The 21,740-nt window shown below is 60.5% G+C and carries 20 protein-coding genes and 1 pseudogene; 12 read left to right on the top strand and 9 right to left on the bottom strand.

Annotated features, from left to right (window positions below; genetic code table 11):
• Positions 1-3: 3 nt before the first annotated feature.
• The 10 genes and pseudogenes from SO180_RS17450 to SO180_RS17495 all read left to right on the top strand — a co-directional run.
• Entirely contained in the window at positions 4-2,157 is a 2,154-nt protein-coding gene (locus SO180_RS17450) for an adenylate/guanylate cyclase domain-containing protein (protein WP_449380070.1), read from the top strand.
• Between the two features lie 31 nt (positions 2,158-2,188).
• Positions 2,189-3,178: an ABC transporter substrate-binding protein gene (locus SO180_RS17455; RefSeq protein WP_449380071.1), complete on the top strand. Its 990-nt coding sequence runs from the start codon at positions 2,189-2,191 to the stop codon at positions 3,176-3,178.
• 236 nt (positions 3,179-3,414) lie between these two features.
• Positions 3,415-3,867 carry a hypothetical protein gene (locus tag SO180_RS17460; RefSeq protein WP_449380072.1) on the top strand — a complete coding sequence of 151 codons (453 nt, stop codon included), beginning with the start codon at positions 3,415-3,417 and terminating at the stop codon, positions 3,865-3,867.
• A gap of 264 nt (positions 3,868-4,131) precedes the next feature.
• Positions 4,132-5,157, top strand: coding sequence for an ABC transporter permease (locus SO180_RS17465; RefSeq protein WP_449380073.1), 1,026 nt, complete (start codon positions 4,132-4,134; stop codon positions 5,155-5,157).
• Between the two features lie 61 nt (positions 5,158-5,218).
• Complete coding sequence (locus SO180_RS17470; protein WP_449380074.1) at positions 5,219-6,241, top strand: sugar ABC transporter substrate-binding protein; 1,023 nt, start codon at positions 5,219-5,221, stop codon at positions 6,239-6,241.
• Between the two features lie 57 nt (positions 6,242-6,298).
• Complete coding sequence (locus SO180_RS17475) at positions 6,299-8,446, top strand: ABC transporter permease (protein ID WP_449380075.1); 2,148 nt, start codon at positions 6,299-6,301, stop codon at positions 8,444-8,446.
• A 2-nt stretch (positions 8,447-8,448) separates the two neighbouring features.
• A complete protein-coding gene (locus tag SO180_RS17480) occupies positions 8,449-9,567 on the top strand; it encodes an SMP-30/gluconolactonase/LRE family protein (protein ID WP_449380076.1) in 1,119 nt (372 codons plus the stop codon).
• On the top strand, positions 9,564-11,087 hold the full coding sequence (locus SO180_RS17485) for a sugar ABC transporter ATP-binding protein (RefSeq protein WP_449380077.1): 1,524 nt from the start codon (positions 9,564-9,566) through the stop codon (positions 11,085-11,087). Before SO180_RS17480 ends, SO180_RS17485 begins: the two co-directional genes overlap by 4 nt.
• 380 nt (positions 11,088-11,467) lie before the next feature.
• Positions 11,468-11,749 (top strand): hypothetical protein, encoded by a 282-nt coding sequence (locus SO180_RS17490; protein ID WP_449380078.1) that lies wholly within the window; start codon positions 11,468-11,470, stop codon positions 11,747-11,749.
• A 35-nt stretch (positions 11,750-11,784) separates the two neighbouring features.
• Positions 11,785-12,072, top strand: a pseudogene (locus SO180_RS17495) (CHRD domain-containing protein); the annotation flags it as partial.
• Positions 12,073-12,500: 428 nt separating this feature from the next.
• Here SO180_RS17495 and SO180_RS17500 read toward each other — a convergent pair.
• The 4 genes from SO180_RS17500 to galE form a co-directional block, all read right to left on the bottom strand.
• Positions 12,501-12,866: a VanZ family protein gene (locus SO180_RS17500; RefSeq protein ID WP_449380079.1), complete on the bottom strand. Its 366-nt coding sequence runs from the start codon at positions 12,864-12,866 to the stop codon at positions 12,501-12,503.
• Positions 12,867-13,114: 248 nt separating this feature from the next.
• Positions 13,115-13,306, bottom strand: coding sequence for an EAL domain-containing protein (locus tag SO180_RS17505; protein WP_449380080.1), 192 nt, complete (start codon positions 13,304-13,306; stop codon positions 13,115-13,117).
• A 27-nt stretch (positions 13,307-13,333) separates the two neighbouring features.
• A complete protein-coding gene (locus SO180_RS17510; protein ID WP_449380081.1) occupies positions 13,334-13,507 on the bottom strand; it encodes a hypothetical protein in 174 nt (57 codons plus the stop codon).
• A gap of 284 nt (positions 13,508-13,791) precedes the next feature.
• A complete protein-coding gene (galE, locus tag SO180_RS17515) occupies positions 13,792-14,787 on the bottom strand; it encodes a UDP-glucose 4-epimerase GalE (RefSeq protein WP_449380082.1) in 996 nt (331 codons plus the stop codon).
• Between the two features lie 785 nt (positions 14,788-15,572).
• Here galE and SO180_RS17520 point away from each other — a divergent pair.
• Positions 15,573-15,866 (top strand): hypothetical protein, encoded by a 294-nt coding sequence (locus tag SO180_RS17520; protein ID WP_449380083.1) that lies wholly within the window; start codon positions 15,573-15,575, stop codon positions 15,864-15,866.
• Between the two features lie 455 nt (positions 15,867-16,321).
• Here the strand turns inward: SO180_RS17520 and SO180_RS17525 are convergent, their stop codons facing one another.
• The 4 genes from SO180_RS17525 to SO180_RS17540 all read right to left on the bottom strand — a co-directional run bounded on the left by SO180_RS17525 (position 16,322) and on the right by SO180_RS17540 (position 20,077).
• Positions 16,322-16,888 carry a DsrE family protein gene (locus SO180_RS17525; RefSeq protein ID WP_449380086.1) on the bottom strand — a complete coding sequence of 189 codons (567 nt, stop codon included), beginning with the start codon at positions 16,886-16,888 and terminating at the stop codon, positions 16,322-16,324.
• A 62-nt stretch (positions 16,889-16,950) separates the two neighbouring features.
• Positions 16,951-17,298, bottom strand: a complete 348-nt coding sequence (locus SO180_RS17530; RefSeq protein WP_449380084.1) for a hypothetical protein — start codon at positions 17,296-17,298, stop codon at positions 16,951-16,953.
• 185 nt (positions 17,299-17,483) lie between these two features.
• Positions 17,484-18,479 carry a TAXI family TRAP transporter solute-binding subunit gene (locus SO180_RS17535; protein ID WP_449380087.1) on the bottom strand — a complete coding sequence of 332 codons (996 nt, stop codon included), beginning with the start codon at positions 18,477-18,479 and terminating at the stop codon, positions 17,484-17,486.
• 104 nt (positions 18,480-18,583) lie between these two features.
• Entirely contained in the window at positions 18,584-20,077 is a 1,494-nt protein-coding gene (locus tag SO180_RS17540) for a coiled-coil domain-containing protein (RefSeq protein WP_449380088.1), read from the bottom strand.
• 720 nt (positions 20,078-20,797) lie between these two features.
• On the opposite strand from SO180_RS17540, the gene SO180_RS17545 reads away from it, so the two are divergent.
• A complete protein-coding gene (locus tag SO180_RS17545; RefSeq protein ID WP_449380085.1) occupies positions 20,798-21,043 on the top strand; it encodes a hypothetical protein in 246 nt (81 codons plus the stop codon).
• Positions 21,044-21,115: 72 nt separating this feature from the next.
• Here the strand turns inward: SO180_RS17545 and SO180_RS17550 are convergent, their stop codons facing one another.
• Positions 21,116-21,505 (bottom strand): H-NS histone family protein, encoded by a 390-nt coding sequence (locus tag SO180_RS17550; protein ID WP_449380089.1) that lies wholly within the window; start codon positions 21,503-21,505, stop codon positions 21,116-21,118.
• Positions 21,506-21,740 lie beyond the last annotated feature (235 nt).

The following is a 21,740-nucleotide window of genomic DNA, read 5'->3' on the forward strand; positions in this document are numbered from 1 at the left end:
TATGTGAAACCTCTGACGATCAGGCGAGTTGCCGACGAGGCCGGCTCACCTGGAGCGCGGCTTCTCCGCGTCGGCTTCCGCACGTCGGTCATCACGTTGTTCATCGCTGCTGTGCTGCTGATCGGGCTGACGCTGGTTTATCTCAGTTTTGCGCGCGTCTCTGCAATCACGCAAACGGCGGCTGGCACCTTCATCGACAAGGTTGCGCAGCTCGGTGCGGACCGCATCGACACGCAGTTCAGGAATGTCCGTGACAATCTCGCCATTCTCGGCGGGCTTCCCTCCATTCAATCGGCCGAGATTGACGACAATTCCAGGCTCTACGGCCTGATGGCGGCGATGCTGCGCAACAACGAGCCGCTGTTCAATCTCTATGTCGGCTATGAAGACGGCTCCTTCCTGGAGCTTGACGTTATCGATCGCGCGGGGCCCAGCTTCCGCGCCAGCCTGCACGCGTCCGAAGATGCCGTGTTCCGACTTGTGGTGATATCGCACACGGGTGCATCGCCGCAAACCGCCGTCACGTCGCTTCTGTCGGACAATCTGATACCGGTTGCCGACATGCCGGCGCCCACTGATTACGATCCGCGCCAGCGGCCCTGGTATGTCGATGCGTTCAGGGCGGAAGGCACGCTGCTGACCGGCCCATACGTCTTCTTTGCCACGGGATCGCCGGGTTACACCCTGCGGATGCCGCTGACAGAGGGCCGTCGCGGCGTGGTCGCCGGCGACATTCTGCTCGCGAGATCGGAAATGCTGCTCAACCAGCAGCGACTCGGGTCGTCCGGACTCGCATTTCTGTTCAACGACGACGGCCGCATCGTCGCTCATCCGCAGATGAGCGAGCTGGTCGAGAGTTTTCACGGGCGTGGCGGCGATCTACCGAAGATCGACGCGATCAAGCTCGCGGGCCTGCCGGCGGCGATCCAGTCGTCGAAGCAGGAACAGACCAGGCATCAGTTCATCACCGATGCGACCGGGCGGACCTATGTGGCCGCCTTCCACAAGATCGATTCGGCTGGCGCCGCCAACGTCAGGTTGGCGGTAATCGCCGCGCTCGATGAGTTCTACTCGGAGATCATTGCCGAACGGCGGACGTTGTTCGCCACGGCCCTTGCCTTTGTTGGCGCCATGGTGCCCTTTGCGTTCTGGATCGGATCGCTGATGGCGCGCTCGCTACGGGAGCTCGCAAGGCAGACCGACGAAATCCAGCGTTTCCAGATGGTCGACCGGCGGCGGCTACGTTCGGTGATTACGGAGATCGATGATCTTGGCCGTTCGGTATCCACCATGCGAACGGTCGTGCGCAACTTCTCGAGCTTCGTGCCCAAGCAGATCGTTCGGCAGTTGATCGAATCCGGGACGGCGCTGACGCTCGGCGGCACGCGGCGCGAGATCACCGTACTCTTCTCCGATGTCGCCGATTTCACCGCGAAGACCGAGCGTGCCGATCCGTCGCAAGTCATGATCTACACATCGCGCTATTTCGCTGCGTTGTCGTCGACGATCATGGATCGCCACGGCACGATCGACAAATTCATCGGCGATGCCGTGATGGCGTTCTGGAACGCGCCGATCGATGATCCCGACCACGCCGTTAACGGTTGCCGCGCAGCACTCGCCTGCCTCAGCCGCAATGAGGAGCTCAACGAAAGTTTCGAGCGCGAGGGCTGGCCTGCCTACACCACGCGTTTCGGGCTGCACACAGGGGATGCAGTGGTCGGCAATGTCGGCTCGCACGATCGCATGAACTACACGGCGTTCGGCGCCACGATCAATCTGGCGTCGCGGCTGGAAGGATTGAACAAGAACTACGGCACGAGGGTGCTGGTCAGCGAGGCGGTCAGGAAGCGTGCGCAGGACCTCTTCCTGTTCCGCAATGTCGATCGGATCAAGCCGAAGGGTTTTGCGGAAGCCGTCGCGATCTTCGAGTTGCGATGCGAGCAGATCGGGGATTTCGCGGCCGAAGCGGCATTCTGCCGGCGCTGGGATGAGGTCTACGGCCTGCTGTCGCAGGATCACGCCAGGGCGCTCAGCGCGATCTCGGCCTTTCTTCGCGACTATCCGGACGACCGTGTCGCGCAGCACCATGCGGCGCAGCTTCGGACACGTGAACCGATGCAAGCGCCAGCGGGTGCCGCGTCCAGGCTGTATTGATCCGTCCCGCCCCCATTGCCGGGAGAATGAGATGCTGGATCGGCGGCAAGTCCTGAAGACGGCTGCGACATTCGGGATGTCGTGGCCGGCGCCCGCGATCGCGCAAGTGAGGACGAGACTGCGGCTCGGCTATCTCCATGTGGTCGCGGTGGACGGTCACATCTGGACCGGGCTTGATCGCGGCGTCTTCGACAGGCAGGGAATCGAATTCGATCTGCACGAGTTCAACACGGGCCCGGAGGTCTTCGAGGCGATGGCAAAGGGTCAGCTCGACGTCCTATCGGCTGGCGGCGTCATCTCGAACTATCTCGCACTTGGACGCGGCCGCGGGTTTATCATCAACGACATCGAGATCGCGACCGCCCAACTCTGGGTCAGGCCGGCGCTCGGTGTGAGCCGGTTCGCCGATCTCAGGGGCAAGCGGATCGCGACGACCACGCAAACCACGGCACATATTTTCCTTCACCGGGCATTGCGCGCCAACGGAATCGAACCCTCCGAGGTCGAGGTGCTCAACAGCAGCATGTCGGTGGCAGTCCGGTCGTTCATCGCGGGCGAGGTTCCGGCGGTCGCGCTCTGGGTCCCCTTCAACGTCACAGTCCGCGAGGAAGTGCCGGATGCGATCAAGCTTGTGGATGCGTCCGCATTCTACCCGCAATCGGCGGTGCTCGGTGGCTGGGTCGCGCGTCCGGACTATTACGCCGACAACAAGGAGGTCTTGGTCCGGATCATCCGCGCTTGGATCGAGACCAACGACCACATGGTCCGCAACCCGGCTGCGGTCGCGGAGGCGCTCAGGAATAATCACTACAGGCAGGCCGCGACCTCCGACGTCACCGAGGCGCTCAAGGCGCAGAAGATGTTTGCTTCGCGCGAGTGGAGGAAGCTCTACTCCGACGGCACGGTCGTGAGATGGTTGCAGCAGGTCAGCGATTTCTTCATGGCCGATGCAGGCATCGCCAACTCGGTGCGGGCATCGGACTATTTCGACCCGAGCCTCTATCTCGGCGTAATGCAGTAACACTCTTGTGTCGCGTCCGGTTTGCCGCGATCTGCGCGCGCGGAGGTGGCCGAAGCGGCCGATGACGGCATCGAGCTGTTCTGACCGGTCGCCTTGCGCGTTCCGATCGAGATAGCTGCAATTTGTCGGGCTGAGTTTCGGAAGCGTTAACCGTGACGTAGCGACCGTGCGATCGGCCATTGTCGCGCCCCAGACTTGGTAGCAAATACGCGCGACTACTATTGCGGGTGTCTTCCATGCTGAAAGACGGAAAATACGCAGCCTGGTTCAGGACTTCGCATGGCCAGGGGACCGGAATCGTACACCTCGTGGAGGGCCGGATATCCGGCAGCGACAGCTTCTTCACCTATGGTGGCTCCTATCACGTCGATCAGGATCGATTCACTGCCGTGCTGACCACCCGCCGTCATGCTGACGGCATGCCGACGGTGTTCGGTCCCGACGAGGTCGAGGTCAATTTGTCCGGCGTTTGTACCGGCGCGATGGCGAGTTGTTCCGGCCGCGCCAAGGAGGCGCCCGATGTGCTGTTCGAGGCGACGTTGATCTACAGCCAGGATGATGTTCGGGCGACGGATGCCAAATGCGCGGTCGTCAAGCTTAAGCCGGACAAGCTGCCGAAGGCGATGGACGGCCGTTCGCGCCCGCGTCTGTCTCGCACGCCCGGACCGTCGAAGGGTCCGCTGGCCTGATGCCACTTTTCGCGTCAACGAGATTGTCGCGTCCCGCGAATATGCCGCTTCATGGAAATCCTCACCTTTTTGTCGTGACGGTCGCCACTTCGGATTTGCTCGCAGCAAGCCTCACTGCCTCAAATCAAACTAAGTATCAAACGCTGATCATTTGACGATGCGGTGATCGCGGGAGCGTGAACTGCGAGCATTTGAGAAATATGTTTGACGAATACTGGTTGCCGCTCCTACACTCGGAACCAAAATACGAGTGGGAGGAAACAAATGCGGTGGCCTTTGGCATCGCGCAGTGTTGCTGTTCCGGCCACTACCCCTCGCATCCCCTTCAATATCGCCAGGCCCAACCAGGAGCAGATCGTTCTCCTGATCACGATCGTGCTGCTGATCGTGTTCGGCTTCACGCTGAACGGCTTTGCGACGATCTCCAATCTGCTCAATCTGTTGCGAAGCATTTCCATCCTGGGCGTGCTTGGGCTCGGCATGGGGCTGATCGTGATAAGCCGCGGCATCGATCTGAGCGAAGTCGCGACTCTGGCGGGCTGCTGGGCGATCGGCCTGATCGAAATGCAGCGCGGCATGCCAGTCGGAGCCGCCGTCCTGCTTGCGCTTGCGATTGCACTCCTGATCGGTGTGATCAACGGCGTCATGGTCGCCTTCGTGGAGGCGCCGCCGTTGTTCGTGACGCTTGCTGCGGGCTTCGTGATCTATGGCCTTGCGTTCTGGCTCGCGCCGGCTTGGGTGGTCTACGCGCCGAAGGACGCACCGGGCCTGATGTTTGCGGGCGCCGGGCGGCTGTTCGGCATTCCCGTGCCGATCCTGGTGTTCGCCGTCTCGGCGATCGCGATGCACCTGTTCCTGTCGCGCACCTCGATCGGCCGTTTCATCTATGCGCAGGGCGACAATCCGGAAGCGGCGCGCCTGACCGGCATTCCGTTGCGGCCGCTGATTGTCCTCGAATATGCCCTGGTCGCCTTTCTCGCCTGGCTTGCCGGCCTGGTATGGGTTGGCACGACGGGCAGCATGCAGATGGCGATCACGCAGGGCACCATGATCTTCGACGTCGTGCTGGTCGTCGTGATTGGCGGCATCAGCCTGATCGGCGGGCGCGGCAGCGTGTTCTCCGTCGTGGTCGGCTGTATCCTGATCGGCACCTTGCTCAACGCCTTCACCATCATGGACGTCAACAGCGAGGTGCAGAACATCATCAAGGGTGTGGTGCTGCTCGCTGCTATCGTGCTCGACAACTTCCTGCATCCGCGGGACGAGGAGACGGCACGGCAAGGTGACTGACGAGGAATGCCGGTCAACGGCATCCCGTTTCACAATCAACAAACAGGACGAGGAGGATCCCATGAATAGGAAGTTCTGGACGATCGCGGCAGCAGGTGCGGCGTTCCTTGCGCTGCCGATGTTGGCAGCCGCGCAGGAGGAAGGTGGTACCAAGACCGCGCGCGAGCTTCGTGCGTCCTACGACAAGGCGCTGCAAGGAAAGACGATCGCATACCTGCCGATCGCACTTGGCGTACCGCTCTCGGATGAATGGGGCCGGGTGGTGCAGGAAGAAGCCGAGTGGCGCGGCATGAAGTTCATCGTCCGCGATCCCAACAACAATCCGTCGGCGATGCAGCAAGCCTTGACCGCGCTGGTCGACCAGAAGCCCGACGTGCTGATCGTGCAGAACCCCAGCGTCACGCTGCTGATGAAGGATCTGAAGCGCGCCGAGAGTCAGGGCACGCATGTCATCCAGATCAACATGTCCTCGAATTACAAGTCCGGCGCCTTCGTCGGCGCCGACTGGCGCGAGATCGGCAAGATGCTGGCGACCGAAGTGGTCAAGGCCTGCGGCACCGGCACCGGCAAGTCCGGCAAGGTGCAGATCGTCCAGGGCGAGCTGACGGCGGCGGCCAGCGTCGACCAGGTCGGGGGCATCATGGAGGTCCTGAACAAGGACACCAACATCAAGGTAGTCTCGAACCAGGCCGCCAACTGGGACGCCAACACCGCGCTCAACATCACCGCCACGGTGATACAGCAGCATCCGGATCTCTGCGCCTCGATCGGCTTCTGGGGCATCATGGAATCCGGCGCGGCGCAAGCGATCCGCAACGCCGGCAAGATCGACGACGTCAAGGTGTTCGCCTCCGGCGAGGGCTCCTCGCTCGACTGCGATCAGGTCAACTCCGGTAATTTCTATAAATTCCTGAGCTACAAGGCGACCGAGCAGGGCCACGACCTGATGTTCGCTGCTGAGACGTTGCTGATGTCCGGAGACAAGCCCGGCACGCGGAACCTCGAATACTATACGCGCCCGATCTGGCTCGATAAGACCAACGCGTCGGGCGCCAACTGCTTCGCGCTTCCCAAGAAGAGCTGATCTGAACGTTGGCCGGCGTGCGCCGTCGCACGCCGGCTGCTTGGGAGTGCCAGGATCATGTCGACGATCGAAGCCTTCGCCGAATCTCTTACTATGTCGGCGCGGCGGTTTTCGCCCCGCCTGCTGTTGTCCGAGCTTTTGCTGAAGCAATGGTTCGAGCCCGTCGTGCCTTTTACGGTCATGGTCGGCCTGTGGCTGTATTTCGCGCTGACGATTCCCGACTATGCTTCGGTGCAGAACACGCTATCGCTGCTCCGCCTGTTTGCCGAATTCGGCTTCGTGGCGCTCGCCATGGGATTTTGCCTGATCAGCGGTGGCATCGATCTTTCCGTCGGCGCGATCTTCGCTCTCTGCAATTTCGCTGCGCTGTTCTTCCTGCTGGTGATGGAGTGGCCGGTCGGCCTGGTCGTCGTGGTGACCCTTCTGGTCGGCGCCGCGCTCGGCAGCATCAACGGCTTCCTGATCGGCTTTCTGAAGACCCGGCCGTTCCTCACCACGCTGGTGACGCTGATCATCCTGCGCGCCTCGGTCAACCTTCTCAACACCGGCTACGCCCAGGTGTTTGCAACCAATTCCGTCGACAGCGATGCCTGGGATTTCATCGGCACCGGCAGCGTGTTCGGCATTCCTGTCAACGCGGCAACGCTGTTCGTCGTGCTGCTCGTTTGCCACATCTTCCTGTCGCGCTCGCGCTATGGCTGGCATCTGACCGCGATCGGCGCGAGCCGGAAGGCCGCGCGGCACGCCGGCATTCGCGTCCGGCTGATGCTGTTCCTCACTTATGTGCTGTCGGGCACACTGTGCGCGGCGAGCGGCATTTTCTATGCCGCACGGCAGGCCAGCACGGATTCCACGACCGGCGTGGGCTGGGAATTCCAGGCGCTGACCGCGGTCGTGCTCGGCGGCATCTCGCTCGCCGGCGGCAAGGGCACGGTATGGCGGGCGATGATCGGAGCGTTGATCATCTTCCTTCTCATCAACGGCCTCGTGCGGATGGGCATCCCCGGCTACGTCACTTCGGCGGTGACGGGCATGATCCTGCTCGCCGCCGTCGGCATCGACGTCAAATGGTCGAAGAACCGCGGCAAGGCGATTCAGAAGATTTACGTGAACCCCGCCTATGTGGCGCTGGCGCCGGCGCCCTCGGTGCAACCGGGGACGGCCTCACCCTATGCCCAGAACGACCGGCTGATCCATGCGCAGGCGATCGGGCTCGACCAGGTCGAGGGCCCGGAGGACGTCATCGTCGATCGCCAGGGCCGCGTCTACGGCTCGACCCGCGACGGCAACGTGATCCGCTTCTCGGGGCCGAACCTCGAGACGCGCGAGGTATTCGCCCATATCGGTGGCCGACCGCTCGGCATGCAGTTCGACCGCGACGAAAATCTGATCGTCGCGGTAGCCGGCATGGGCGTCTACGGCATCGCGCCGGACCAGCGTGTGTTCAAGGTCACCGACGAGACCAACCGCACCTGGTACAAGCTCAACGACGACTCCCGCCTGCGCATGGCTGACGACCTCGACATCGCGCCCGACGGCAAGATCTATTTCAGCGACTGCACCACACGCTACGAGATGACGACCAACACGCTCGACATCCTGGAAGCAAGGCCCAACGGCCGCGTAGTCTGCTACGATCCCACGACGAAGACGACGCGCACGATCATCAACCATTTCTATTTCCCGAACGGCGTTTGCGTCTCCCATGACGGCAAGTCGGTGCTGATCGCGAGCACCTCGCTCTGCAAGGTCTTTCGCTACTGGATCGAGGGGCCGAAGAAGGGCAAGACGGAAGTCCTGATCGACGAGCTGCCGGGCAACCCCGACAACATCAATCGCGCCTCCGACGGTACTTACTGGCTGGCGTTGGTCGGTATCCGAACGCCAACCTTCGATCTCTCCGCGCGCAAGCCGGGTTTCCGGCTACGCATGGTCAAACAGGTGCCTGCCGACGAATGGCTCGCGCCGGCGCTGAATCATGGCTGCGTGCTGAAGTTCAACGAGCAGGGTGAGACGCTGGAATCCTGGTGGGATCCGACCGGTATCTCGCATTCGACCCTGACCTCGATGCGCGAGCACAAGGGCTATCTCTATCTCGGGGGACTCGAGAACAACCGCATAGGCCGCATCAAGCTCGACGGTGTCGACGAGAGCTGGACCGGTTATGACGCCTATTGGGGCGACAAGAGCAGGGTGGCGAGTTAGCAATGGGATTTTTCGATCACCTCCTGCGCGACATCCGCAGCGTCATCGATCGCGATGGCGGCCAGAACGCGATCCCGCCGCTCGACGGCGCGCTCAGTCCGAACGACCGGCTCGATGGCTGCACCGTGATCGGCGAGCCCCTGGCCGGCGTCGACGACGTCGTCGCGGCAGCGGACGGCGCGATCTACGTGTCTGCTGGCAAGCGGGTCCTGAAGCTCTCCGATGATCTGTCGACACGGACGCTGGTTGCAGAGTTCGAGGGCGAGGCGGGCGGGCTCGCGATCCATCCGGACGGGCGACTACTGGCTTGCGTCGCCGGGCGTGGCCTCGCCGCGATTGATCCGGCGGGCCCCAGCCCACGCTGGCTGGAGACCGTCGACGGCCGTGGTCTCCTGGGTTTGCTGTCGGTCGCGGTGGCTCCGGACGGACGAATCTTTGCGGTCGAGGGTTCGACCGGCCGCACGCCGGACCAGTGGCGGCGAGATCTGATGGAGAAGCGGAGCAATGGCCGGCTGATCGTTTGCGGACCGGGCCTTGCGAACGCGTCCGTGCTGTTGCGCGATCTGCCGTATCCCTATGGCGCCACGGTCTCGGCGGATGGTGGCAGCCTGTGGCTGACCGAAAGCTGGGCCCATCGTCTCAGCCGCTTCCCGCTGACCGCCAATGGCCTGGGACAGGGCGAGGTCATCGCCGGCAATCTGCCGGGCTATCCCGCAAGGCTGCATCTTGACGGCAATCGGGGCTTTTTCCTCGGCCTGTTCGCGCGACGCACGCATCTCATCGAGTTCGTGCTGAAGGAAGACGATTTCCGCGAGGAGATGATGCGCACGATGCCGGAAAATTACTGGATTGCGCCGGCACTTGCCGGCGGCGCCGACTGTCTGGAGCCGATGCAGATCGGCGGTGTCAAGGCGCTCGGCATCCAGAAACCATGGGCGCCGCCGCGCTCCTACGGACTGCTCGTGCATCTCGATCCCGAGGGCGAGGCGACCGACAGCCTGCACAGCCGCGCCGGCGGCCGTTTCCACGGCATCACGGCCGCGTGCAGGACCCGGCGGGGCGTGGTGATCGCCGCACGCGGCACCGGCTGTCTTCTGCTCCATTCGGGAGAGCTCAGATGAGCGACGGCGCAAATCTCGCCAACGGCGTAGCCGAGCCCGTGCTCGAGATCATCGGCGGCAGCAAGATTTATGGCGGCGTGCACGCCATCGAAGGCGTCAACTTCAACCTCTATCCCGGCGAGGTGCATGCGCTGGTCGGCGAGAACGGCGCCGGCAAATCGACGCTGTGCAAGGCGATCGCGGGTGCGATTGGGCTCACCTCCGGCGAGTTCCGGCTCGACGGCAAGCCCGCCAATTTCGAGCAGCCACGCGATGCTCTGAACGCCGGCATCTGTATGGTCTATCAGGAAACGAGCCTGGTGCCGACCATGACGGCGGCGCAGAACATCGAGCTCGGCAACGAGAAGCTCCTGACGCGCTTCCGCACGCTGAACATCCAGGCTCAGCAGCTCCTGCAATCGCTTAACTTCCACGTCGATCCGGCGACCCCGGTGGCGATGCTCGGAACTGCCAAGAAGCAGATGGTCGAGATCGCACGTGCGATCTACAACAAGGCCCGCATCATCATCTTCGACGAGCCGACTGCATCCCTCACGCCCGAAGAGATCGTGCATTTCTTCCATCTGGTGCGCGACCTGCGCGCGCGCGGCGTGTCGATCATCTACATCTCGCACGCACTGGAGGAATCGCTCCAGATCGCGGACCGCATCACGGTGCTACGCGACGGCAGGCTGGTGATCACCGCGCCGGCAAAGCAGCTCAAGCGCGATAGCCTGGTGCAACACATGGTCGGCCGCGAGGTGGCGCAGGCCGTCTATGGCCGCAAGGAGAAAACCCACCAGCGCCGCGAAAAGGTGCTGACGGTCGAGAATGTCACCATGGGCATGGCGGTCAAGAACATGTCGTTCTCCGTCTATGCCGGCGAGGTAGTCGGTATCGCCGGTCTGATCGGCTCGGGCCGCACCGAGATCGCAAAAGTCATCTACGGCGCGCTGAAGCGAAACCTGATCAATGGCGGCACTATTCGCCTGCGCGGGAAAGCGATCCGCTACCGTGTGCCGCGACAGGCGATCAACGACGGCATCGCCTACATCACCGAGGACCGCAAGGCCAACGGCTTCTTCGAGACCATGGTGGTTGACGACAACGTCTATCTCGGCAAGCTCGGCACAGGGAACGGTTTCAGCTTCCTCTTGTCGCGCGCAAGGCGGGGCAAGCTTGCCAATTACTGGGTCGAGCGTCTCAAGATCAGCGCGCTGCAGCGCAAGGCAAAGATCATCGAGTTGTCCGGCGGCAACCAGCAGAAGGTGGTGCTGGCCAAGACGCTGGTGCAGGATCCCTCGATCGTCATTTTCGACGAGCCGACGCGTGGCGTCGATGTCGGCACGATTCCGCACATCCATGCCGAGATCAGACGGCTCGCTGACGAGGGCAAGGCGGTGGTCGTGATTTCCTCCTACCTGCCGGAGGTGCTCGCGGTCTCCGACCGCATCCTGGTCGCCCGTACCGGCCGCATCGTCGCCGAGTTCGACGCGGCGGAGGCGACACAGGACAAGATCCTCTACGCAGCGGTGCATTGAGGTGCGTGACGACAGGCTGCTGCAAGGCCGTCGATCGTCGTCGCACGTCGAATGTATCACGCGCGGCCGGCACGTCACCGGCTGGTGCCAACGATTGAAACGCGAGATAGGCCAAGACGACGATCAGCACACATAATACGAGGCCGATGGGCGTTGGCGATCATACGGCCACGAAAGAGTCCCTGACGGCTGCCCGATTCATGGAATTGCTGTCATCTTAGCCACAACTGTCATCCGCCTCGCAGTTCCATTCGGGAAGATCACATAGCCCTTCCGGCCGCCTCCGAACGTTCGCGACGGGCGATCACCTTGATGTGGCGGCAACCTCGCTTTTACGAATCCGCCCTACGTTGCGGGTCTCGCAACCGGCGGTGAGGAACATGCCCCAAGTCTGGATGACGTACGATGAACTCGCGACGCTCTGCGATTGCAGCGCGGCGGAAGCCAGGCTCATGGTGCGGCATCTGTCGCTTCACCGTCGCAAGAGTAGCGACGGCGCGACGCGCGTTAAGCTTAATCTCGCGCTGACGGCCAGATTTCTTGCCAGTATTCGCGAGTCGGAATTCGATCTCGACGGGGCGATCGAGGCCTTGCGCGATACCCATCGTCAGATGGCTCAGCTTCTGACGTGCGAAGAGGGTGACAAGCGCGGGGTAGCTTGAGGCGTCCTCTGTGACCCATCCCAAAGGATGACGGTTCCGGCAAGGCCGAGGCGACGTTCGATACTGACAGCAAGGTACTGACTTATGCGGTCGCCTATTCAGGTCTGACCGGGCCCGCGGTTGGCACGCATTTCCATGGCCCAAGCGAGCTCGGGGAAGAACGCCAGCATCGCGCTGCCCTTCAAATCGGCTCAGAGCCCGACCCAGGGCGCGCCCACGCTCTCTGACGCACAGGCCGCGGATCTGTTGGCGGGCAACTGGTACGCGAACGTCCACGCCGCGGCAAATCCGGGGGCGAGCTCCGTGGGCAGATGGCGAAATAGCCGCTCAGCGCCTTTCGCGAAGGCCGCCAGGTCCGACGGCCAAGGCTCCTGCCTATTGCTGGCGACGAATTCCGAGCTCTTTCTGGAGTTGTGGGGTCAGGCCCATGGCACCTTCGGTGCGCCTCTGACCGGTTCCCACATTGCGCGTTCCCGACGACGCGGTCGAAGTTGACGTTGCAGGGGTCGTCGATGCACCCGCCGGAGCGCCATATCCGCTGCGGATTCCGTTCGAAGAAGTGGTTTGTGCCCACGCGCTTCCGCCGGCAATCAGAAAAGCAGCCAAAAGCGGCGTTACGGTTCTCATCATGGGCGATGTCTCTCCTCGACTGGCCGCGGGACAATAGGCGGGCAAGGGGGCATCCGGCAAGTCTGCTACCGATCAAGTCTGCTGCCGACCAATGCCGCCTTCGCCAGGCGCGGAGCCCCGATCAGGAGCGCGACCGGGGCAAGAACGCCAAAACAGTTTGCGCAATGCCGACGCCAACGACGCCGCCGGCCGCCTTCTGGATGACGTCGAAGAATGCGGCATCCCGGTCCGGCCGCAGCGCTTGCAGGAGTTCGAGCGAAATGGCGACGCCGACCACGAGCAGGCAGGCCTGGGCGAAGCGCCCCGGCAGCAGGAAGGCCAGCAGGAAGCCCAAGATACCATAGGCGCTGAAGCGTTCGATCACGACAACCCAATAGGCTTCGTGATGGCCGATCAGCACCGGCCGCCCCGTCAGCGCGGCGAGCGTGGCGTAGACGATCAGCGCGAGGCAAATGCCCGTTGCGGCGATGAGCTTGTTCCGGGTCATGGCCTACCATAGTGCAACGGAAGGCAAGGCTCCGGAAAAGCTGCCGGTATCGTTAAGATGTTGTGCGCGGCTGCGGTTCCGCGGACATGGTTGATCGTCGTTTCATGCGCACCGCGGGATCTAGAGCATGATCCGGAAAAGTGTGAAGCGTTTTTCCCTTGCGACAAACGCGGAACGTGTTTGCGCGGAGATCATGCTCAAACAATAACCTGAAGCGCGATGACGATTCGTTCCAATCTCATCGCGCTTTAGGCGATGAGGGGCGCCTCGGCGGTTGCGTCATCGGATTCGGTTTCCCGGCGCCGGGCGTCCAGGAGCGCCATGAACCGGGCAAACGGCAGCGGCGCGGCGACCAAATAGCCCTGGCCTTGCTCGACGCCGCAGGAGATCAGTGCGCGGACCTGCTCCTCGGTCTCGATGCCTTCAGCGACCACCGTCATGTGCAGCTCGCGCGCGAGCTCGACGTCTCAGCTCTTCTTGTCGGCCTTGGACTTGAGCGACAGACCAAGTCGCAGTGCCATGCGCTTGACAGCCTCGGGCGACCGTCCCAGCTGCTTCGCGGCCTCTTCCAACGTAATTGAAGACTTGGCTAGCTCCATTAACCGACGGTCTTCCTTGAACGACCAGGGCTTGCGCGCCATGACGAAAACGATCCTCTTAACACAACGACAAAGCCGCCAAGCGACCCATGTTCGCTCGACGGCTTTGCTTGGGTGGGGCCGAGCCTTGGGGAAGCCCGGTGCGTAAGAGGGATAGGCTATTGGCGAAAACACGCAACAAAGACCGCAGATTAAGCTAACTGCTCAACCTTACCGCGACGAAATCAAAGTGCGCGGCTCCGTACAACCACGGAGTTTAGCGAGCCGAGCCCGATCCGTGTGCGGTCAATCCTTGCTTCTGGCCTGCAGATCGCGGCTGCGCCGCGTCATTTCTGTCTCAACGGATGAGCCTTCTGGTGCCACGCCCAGGCGGTGCGAATGATTGTCGGCAGATCGGAGTGAGACGGCACGAAATTCAAGACCTTGCGTGCGGCGGAGGGATCGGCCACCAGATAGGTCGGATCGCCGGGTCGTTGCGGCTTGATCACATGTGGCACCTCGCGCCCGGTCTCCTGCTCTATCGCAGCGAGAATCTCCCGCACCGAGAAGCCGGTGCCGGTGCCAAGATTGAAGCTGCCGCCGCTGTGCCCCTCGAGCAGCAGTCTGAGCGCAGCGACATGCGCGGCCGCAAGATCAGTGACGTGGATATAGTCGCGAATCGCGGTGCCATCGGGCGTGTCGTAGTCGTCGCCGAAGACGGCGAAGTCGCCGACATGTCCCTGCAACGCCATCATGGCGCGCGGGATGAGATGGGTCTCGTTGTCGCGCTGCTCGCCGATACCGCCGGCGGGATCAGCGCCGCTGGCGTTGAAATAGCGCAGGCAGAACGCGCCGAATCCATACGCCGCGCGATAGTCGGCCAGCATGCGCTCGATCATCCATTTCGATGCGCCGTACGGATTGATCGGCGCGCAGGCGAAATTCTCCGGCAGCGCTTTGCTATCGGCATTGCCGTAGACCGCGCCGGTGGATGAGAACACGATGCGATGGCAGCAGGCATTGCGCATGGCCTGCAGCAGCGACAGGGTCCCCTGCACGTTGTTGATGTAGTACTTTTGCGGATCGACGACGGATTCGCCAACCAGGCTCGCGGCCGCAAAATGCATCACCGCGGAAATCTCGTGCTCGGTGAAGACGCGCGCGAGCGTTGCTTCGTCCAGGAGATCGCCGATGACCAGGGGTCCCGCGACGAAACTTCTATGGCCGGTAGAAAGATTGTCGTAGACGAAGGGTTGGAAACCAGCCGCAGCCAGCATGCGGCACGCGTGTGAGCCGATATAGCCCGCGCCTCCGGTAACGAGAATGATCGGTCGGTTGGTCATGCCGGGACTCTGCTCCATTGTCTCCAAGCTGCCGAATAACGGCGCTGCTTCGAATAAGACGAGCCCCATCGATGGTCAATCGGCATCCTTGCGTGCAAAAGGCTGTTGACCGGTTAACCTTCATGTGCCGAAGTCGCTGGCTGAACGAGGCCTCCGGTGCCGAAGGGAGTTCCTGGCATGGACGATGAGATACGGGATCGACCTCAAGCTCCCGTATCTGTGGCGATCAATATTCAAGCAAGCCGTTGCACAAAGTTCATCTTCATCTGACAAAACTTTCAGCGCTGTTACACCTTGAACTCGCCACAACTAAACGATGAAATGATCCTGGGAGGAGCGTTCGGCAAACGTGGAATATTCGGATGATACCCGTACTGGTCTTGTTTTCGATCTTTGCCGCTGGCTTCGGTTGCGGCTACGGCATGAGAGCATGGCGTTCCCACAAGAGATCAGTGCGATACCGTCTTTATGCGCCTTATGCTTCGACGTCGCTGGGAAGTGGTCAAGGTCCGCCCTCTTCGTAATGAATCCGCAGACGTCGGACTAACCATATACGGTTAGGTTAATTTGCGGTCTTCGTTGTGAGCTTTGGACTGGCGCCCCAGAACACCATCGGCAATTGCTAAAAGCTGAGTTGCCCTGAATTCGACGGGATAGCGAAGCAGTGATAGCGTATCTGGCTGCGCTGTTTGGTGTTCCGGTCGGTGTGCTCGCTTTCATGTGTGCCGGTCGCCGCCGTGTTGGGGTTCACTCTGGTCCACGGCTCACACGGGAGAAGCTCCGAAATGACTGATCACAAAAGCAATGCGCCGCGCCGGTATTTCGTCGATAGACAGGGACATCGCGTGTTGATCGGTCTGTCGCTGGAGGAGACCGCGGAGTTCGAATCGCTTGAGGATTTCGTCCGGTCGGGCAGTCTCCGAACGGCCGTTTGGCAGACCGAGGAACCCGCCGAGATACAGGAGACGCGCTGGCTCGAGCTCTATGCCAAGCATGACGAAGCTTGGAAGGTCTGGATCACGCAAAGGGGACGGTGGTCAAATCTGGCGTGTCCCGCAAAGCCCACAACCCCCTTTTAACTTTGACGCGCGTGGGGGCTCGGCTCGAGCCCGTCATGCAAGAGGAGCGCGTTCTCCGTCGGTTCTGCACCACCCTCCACAACCGGCCCGAAGTTACCGCAAAGTCATCTTTTTCGGAATTGACGACCGCCCCTGAACTCCGGCCGATGAGGCGTCTGCACGGCATCAACCCAGGGGCGCGCGTCGAACTTGGCAGCCTTTTCGCTGTCTCACTGTTTTCGGTTCGTCCTCCATCACCAACGCAACCGCTGCACCACCGAGCTTCCGATCGCCCCGGTCCACCCCGTAGGCAATGTTCGTGCGAGTCGGGTCACGTTTGTTGGCATGATGACGTCATTCCGCCAACGACCTGCGGCTCCTGCTTCGCGGCGGCGTCGCTATAGTCCACCGAACTCGTATCCGGGGTATTGGGCGCGCACAATTGCTGGAATTTTCAGGTTTTGCGCTGGTACGCTTCATGGCTTGACATACGTCCATCCCTGCTCCTGCAGTTGCATGACACGAACGACACCCGACTTCACCACCTGAGCCTGCGGAACAATGGGAATGTCCTTGTTCTCGGCCTTCTGCATCTTCTCCCGAGTGTTACCGCACGCTTTGAACGACACCTCCGGCGCGCCAAGTGCCATCTCCTCGATGCGAGCCTTCACCGGCGAAGTATCGTCACGAAGCATATGCAGGCCCGGGCCAAACGTGATCACCTCGATTTTTACCTTTTCACCGAGCTCTTTGTAGTATGTCGCGACATTGCTTGCGTTGTTCAGTGCGAGGTTCATGGCAGCAGAATCATTAGTGTTCACCTGCAGGATCAAGTGGTGCTCCTTCTGGTCGTCCGAGTGTCCTGGCATACGAGCAAGGGCAGATCGCGTATGGCTCGTTGCTGTGATCGGTACCTTTCGAGTGCTCGAATGCGTGCTGTGCTTCAATGCCTGAGTAGATGCATTTGTTTGCCACGGCTGAATGGTCTCCTGTGCCCAAGGGCTCGAGGTTGCAAACAGCAACGAAATGAGACCGGGCACCACTCCTCTGATAAATTGCCGAAATATGCTCATGATGTGCTCTCCATCGTCTATGCTACCCACAATTAAGTCCTGGGCTTTGCGACTGCCTGCGGCCATTTGCAGACAGTGACCATTTTCCGGCGAACCTTTTCCAAGCCAGCTAGAGCGAACATGGCGCGCTGACTGATGCCTGTTCTCGCGGTGAGATAAACAGTAAGTTCGCCGGTGTCGGGGAGCGATTGCAACAGGTGAACGACGTCGCCCGCGAGCGTGATGCTGGGTCCATTTGCCGGACCTACCGTCGGGATCTGAATGGGTTGGTCGTTGTTCAGCCGGAGTGAAATCACGTAGTCCTCGCCGCGGCCGTGCGTGCTGACAGGGTTGAGCAATAGTTCGGTGCGACCGGCCCAACATCGAATTGACAGTTTCATAGCGGATGCGCCCGAATCAGATCGTGATGATGTAGTCGCACTCACGATCGGCGAGTAGTCCACAGGCGAAGTCGTCTCGCTGATGATCCAGTTTTCTCCATTCTGTGCGGCTAGGACTGGCGGCATGATTCCTTCCGCCGGAGCGATCCTTGTGAGCGCGAACGCCACGAGGACAACGGCATGTCTCATCGAGAGGCCTGGCTTGAACGCGCAATGCGGTCGAGCCACGCCTGCGCGGCAGGAAAGCGTGTCAGTCCAGGTACAGTTGCGGCCAAGTTGATCGATTTCCACTTTGGATCAAAGCCGGTCCCTTGCAGCCGATCGATTCGCGAAAACAGATAATCCACAAAGCGCGCTACCCGTCGGAACCGATCTGAGTTGACCGGCCAGTTGAACGCGACGAGAGCAGTCGGCACCGCGATGGTGGCGACCCGTTCGCCCTGTCTTATGAGGTTCGGATAATCGGCCGCCTCGAGCGAGGACGGGAGATAGTAATCTTCGAACTTGCTGTCATATGGCAGAGGCAGGAACTTGAACCCCGGATCCCAATGGCCGCGCAGGAAGGCATCGACCGGCTTTGACGTAATGAAAACAACGGCGGCCATGTCGCCTTGGCGCATTTGTTCGAGCGCAACCTGGTGAGGAATGAAGGTCTTCTCCACCTCGAGCCCAAGCCGGCTGAAGATCATCGGCCCCGAATACGCCGCAGCCGTTCCTTGTGTATTGAAATTCACCTTTTTGCCGACCAGATCGCGCAGCGTCTGAATCTCTGGCCGGACAAAGATATGGAGTTCAGATGGAAAGAGGTTGAGCACGTATGAGACACGCTGCTGTATGTCCGGCACCTGGCTCCTGTACTCTTCCAGAGCGTCCGAATTGATGATCGCGGCGTCGATACCCCGCAAGTAGAGAAGCGAGTTTACGTTTTCGGTTGCGCCGCGCGTGACAACGGGCAAGACATGGAGATTTCGACCGTCATCGACCACGCGGGCCATTTCAGCCGCCAAGCGAATGGGAGCGCCCTCCAAGAGACCGCCCGCAAGGCCGACCGTCCACGCGTTCATCGCAGTGACTTCCGGCCTCACCGGCTGCGTTGGCATCCGCGCATGTGCGCTGTGGGTTTGGGCGATGCAAGAGCAGGGCTCTACTAGGAGGAGCAGTAGAGACAATACCGTGGCCATTAGTGACGGATCGATTCTGAACGACTTGCGCATAAGTTGTCTCCCAGCAGCCGTTTCGTAAGATTAGAGTCGTCGATAACCTGTGACCGCTTACCCGTCGTGCGTTATCGGCCGAGCGCTTCAAAGCGCTGCTTTGCCTCGGTGATTCCGGCGGCTTCGGCCTTCGCATACAGTTCCCGTGCCCTGCTCGCGTCGCTGCGCGTTCCGTAGGCTCCCCACTTAGGAAGAATTTGTGGATCATAGGTTTCAGCGAGCGCGAAGGTAGCCTGGGCGCTGCCGAGTTCGCTTGCGCGCTCCAGGAACGTGCGCGCGGCACCGATATCACCTTGTCTGAGCCGCAGGGTTGCGTGCTCCATCAACCGCGATATCTCCGCCTGCTGTTCCGTCCCCGATTGGAGATCATCAAAGGTGCCCGTCGATGTCGCGGATGCGACAAGGGCTGCGGTATGGGATCGGGGAGGGTATTCAGCGTTCTGGTCTGCCGTCACCACGCCTTGCGCCGCAGAGGGCCCGCGCGAGAATTGAAGACTGCTGTCGCGCGACAAAGGATCGTTGACTTGAGGCAAGTTGAGAAATGTTGTCCAACTCCCTTGTGGGGTCAGCTCCGTTGCCGCGAATTGCCGGTCTGCGTCCAGCTGCGCCTGCAAGGCACGGTGCGCGATCGCGAGTTCCTGTTCAAGTTGGCCAGATCGGTCACGTTCTTGTTGAAGTAATTTTTCCAATTCCGCGGCACTGCTTGGCAGCTGTGCTCGCTCATGGTTTGTCTCCGTCTGAGCCTCGTAGGCATAAAGCTTGGTGCGCGCTAACGACAGCTGCTGAGCGAGTTCCTCTGCGCGATCACGTTCACTCTTTAGGGACAGACTAGCCTTGTCTAAGCTGGCCTTGGCTGTTTGCTTTAGCTGGTCGGCCTCTTCTATTGTTTTTTTGGCGACTGAGCTCTGGCTCTCCAGTTCGCGTCGAGTCGTGGCCAGAGCTTTCTCCAGTTGCTCTGCCTTGCCCCGTTCTTGCTGTAGGAGTGCCTGAACCTCCGCACAGCGTTTCTCTGCCGCGTCCTTGGCGCGATTTTCTTCGTCGCTAGCTTTTGCAGCCGATGCTGCTTGTATCTGCAGATCGCGACGGGCTGTAGCAAGATCCCGCTCTAATTCGCTCGCGTGATCCCTTTCTTCCTGCAGAAGCTTTTGCACCGGAGCCAGATCGCGTCCTCCGGTTTGTTTGACGTCGCTGCTCTCGCCGTTTGCCTTGGCAGTCAGCTCCGCCTGCAATTGAAGATCACGGCGGGTAGCCGCAAGCTCCTGCTCGAGGCGCTGCGCCCGCTCGTTCTCCTGTTGTAGTGAGTTCCGCAGTTTTGTCGCCTGGCCGTCTGCTGCATCCGCTATATCGAGCCATTGCTCGCGCGCCTGCTTCAGTAGGTTCAAGACGGTTCCGAGTTCGCGCCGAGATGCCCGGAGGTCTTGAGTCAGTGCTTGAACCTTCTGCTGCTCCTGCGACAGCTGCGCTCGTACGTCCTCAGTGTCGGTTTTAGTGGCCTGGGCGAACCGCAGCGCTTTCTCGGAGGTTTGCTCGGAAAATCGTCCTCGGGATTGCCCGCTATTCGTCACGGGGCCCAACTCAGCTCCTGACGAGATACTTGTTTCGGCTCCGGCCGGACTTTCGGGTTTCCCCGGCTGCCTAGGGGAACTCTGCAGTTCCGTCGCCCACGTCACCGCGAGGAGGGTTGCTGCGATTGAGGCCTCGTATATACGCCTCTGTGTGACTAAAGGTCTGGTGTGCACGTCAAATCACCAAACTGTCAGGAAATGGCTAGCTGATTACAAATGTCCCGCCTTAGGCTCTGCATTTTGTAGCGCAAGGCCCGCGGTTTTTTAGATTATGTTTTAAAGTTAAACAAAATCCGGCTTCATTTCAATGGATTAAATTTCATTCAATTCTCGAAATCAATCTTCGCTTGGCAATGGCGCGGGGCCCGGGCGCAGCTGCAGTGGCCCCGCGCAGCGTCGCACGCCTGCGGCTCCCAAGCTTACCTCCGCGTCTGAGGTCCCGTGCTCCTGCCGATCTCCGAGGTTCTGATGCGGGTAATTGCTCAGAGACTTTGCATTTCAGCGAGGATCATCGTGCTTTATCAGGCCAGTCTGGTCGTCACTGCGAAGCTGTGACGCGCAAAGTTCGGCTGACTGCATGGAAACTGCCGAATTCGGAACGCGGTCGAAGATCTATAATAGAAATAAATCGTGATCAAAAATCGGTGCCGAAATATCATTGGTTAATTTTCGACAAACGGGTAAGCTCTGAGTGCCAAGTCCGTCCGGAGGGAGGAAAAGATGCGGCAGGATCTTCATAGGGAACATGCGATGGTTTCTATGGAACAGCAAATCGCTGAGATGCGACGGAAACTGCTCAACCTACGGGAGATCGAGCGAATTTTGAACGAACGGAATGCGAGTCGCGAGGCCTATCGTTACCTGCTCGACGCTCACAAGGTGTTTGCGCGGGAAACATTTCCTGCGAGCCAAGTAGCGGACCTTCACCAGGTTGCGGCAGCTCAATTCAATCAGCTGGCAGCATAACGGCCAGATGGCCTAGGACTTCGAGCAGGGGCGCATCCGCCAGAACATCTGCAAGAATGATTTGTTTGTCGACTACGAACCGTGCTCCTGCTCCCGAGAGTTCGGATCAGATTCCTTGGCCTTTTCAGGAATCTGAAATTCCTCGAGCGTATGTCCGGATTGAAGCGCCGCAACGAGCCACCTGGGCTGTTTGCCGCGTCCGGACCAAGTCTCGGTTGGCCTGAGCGGATTGTAGTATTTAGGTATTACTTTTGGATATTTGCGCCGAGCTGGTGGTTCCGTGCTCGGGTCCACCGGACCTCTGTCGCCGGTGACCTCGTGTTCAGGGCGATTGAGTTGCGCAAGGCGCTTTTCGAGTTCCTGTTTTTCCGCTGTGATCTTTTCAGCCAGGAGTTTTGTTAGCTCCTCGTGAAGAAGCCAGAGTTCGTCGAAATCCATGGCCTCGAGATCTTCCTTGCGCATCGCGCTCTCGCCGCTGTTCAGGTGACTCCAGGTCCATCGTGCTGCCGTCGACATTCGGTTTGCTCCGAGCGGCGGAAAAGGAAGCAAGAAAGAACAATCGCATTTTGAAATTGACGTCCAAACAAATATAAATATAATCATTTTAAAGAATTATGCGATAATTATTTTTAAATGATGGGACTGCGGGAGGTTCTGTTGGCGCAAGAGACGAAAATTGTGTTCGTCGATCTCACTC

This window comes from Bradyrhizobium sp. UFLA05-112 (assembly GCF_053572325.1).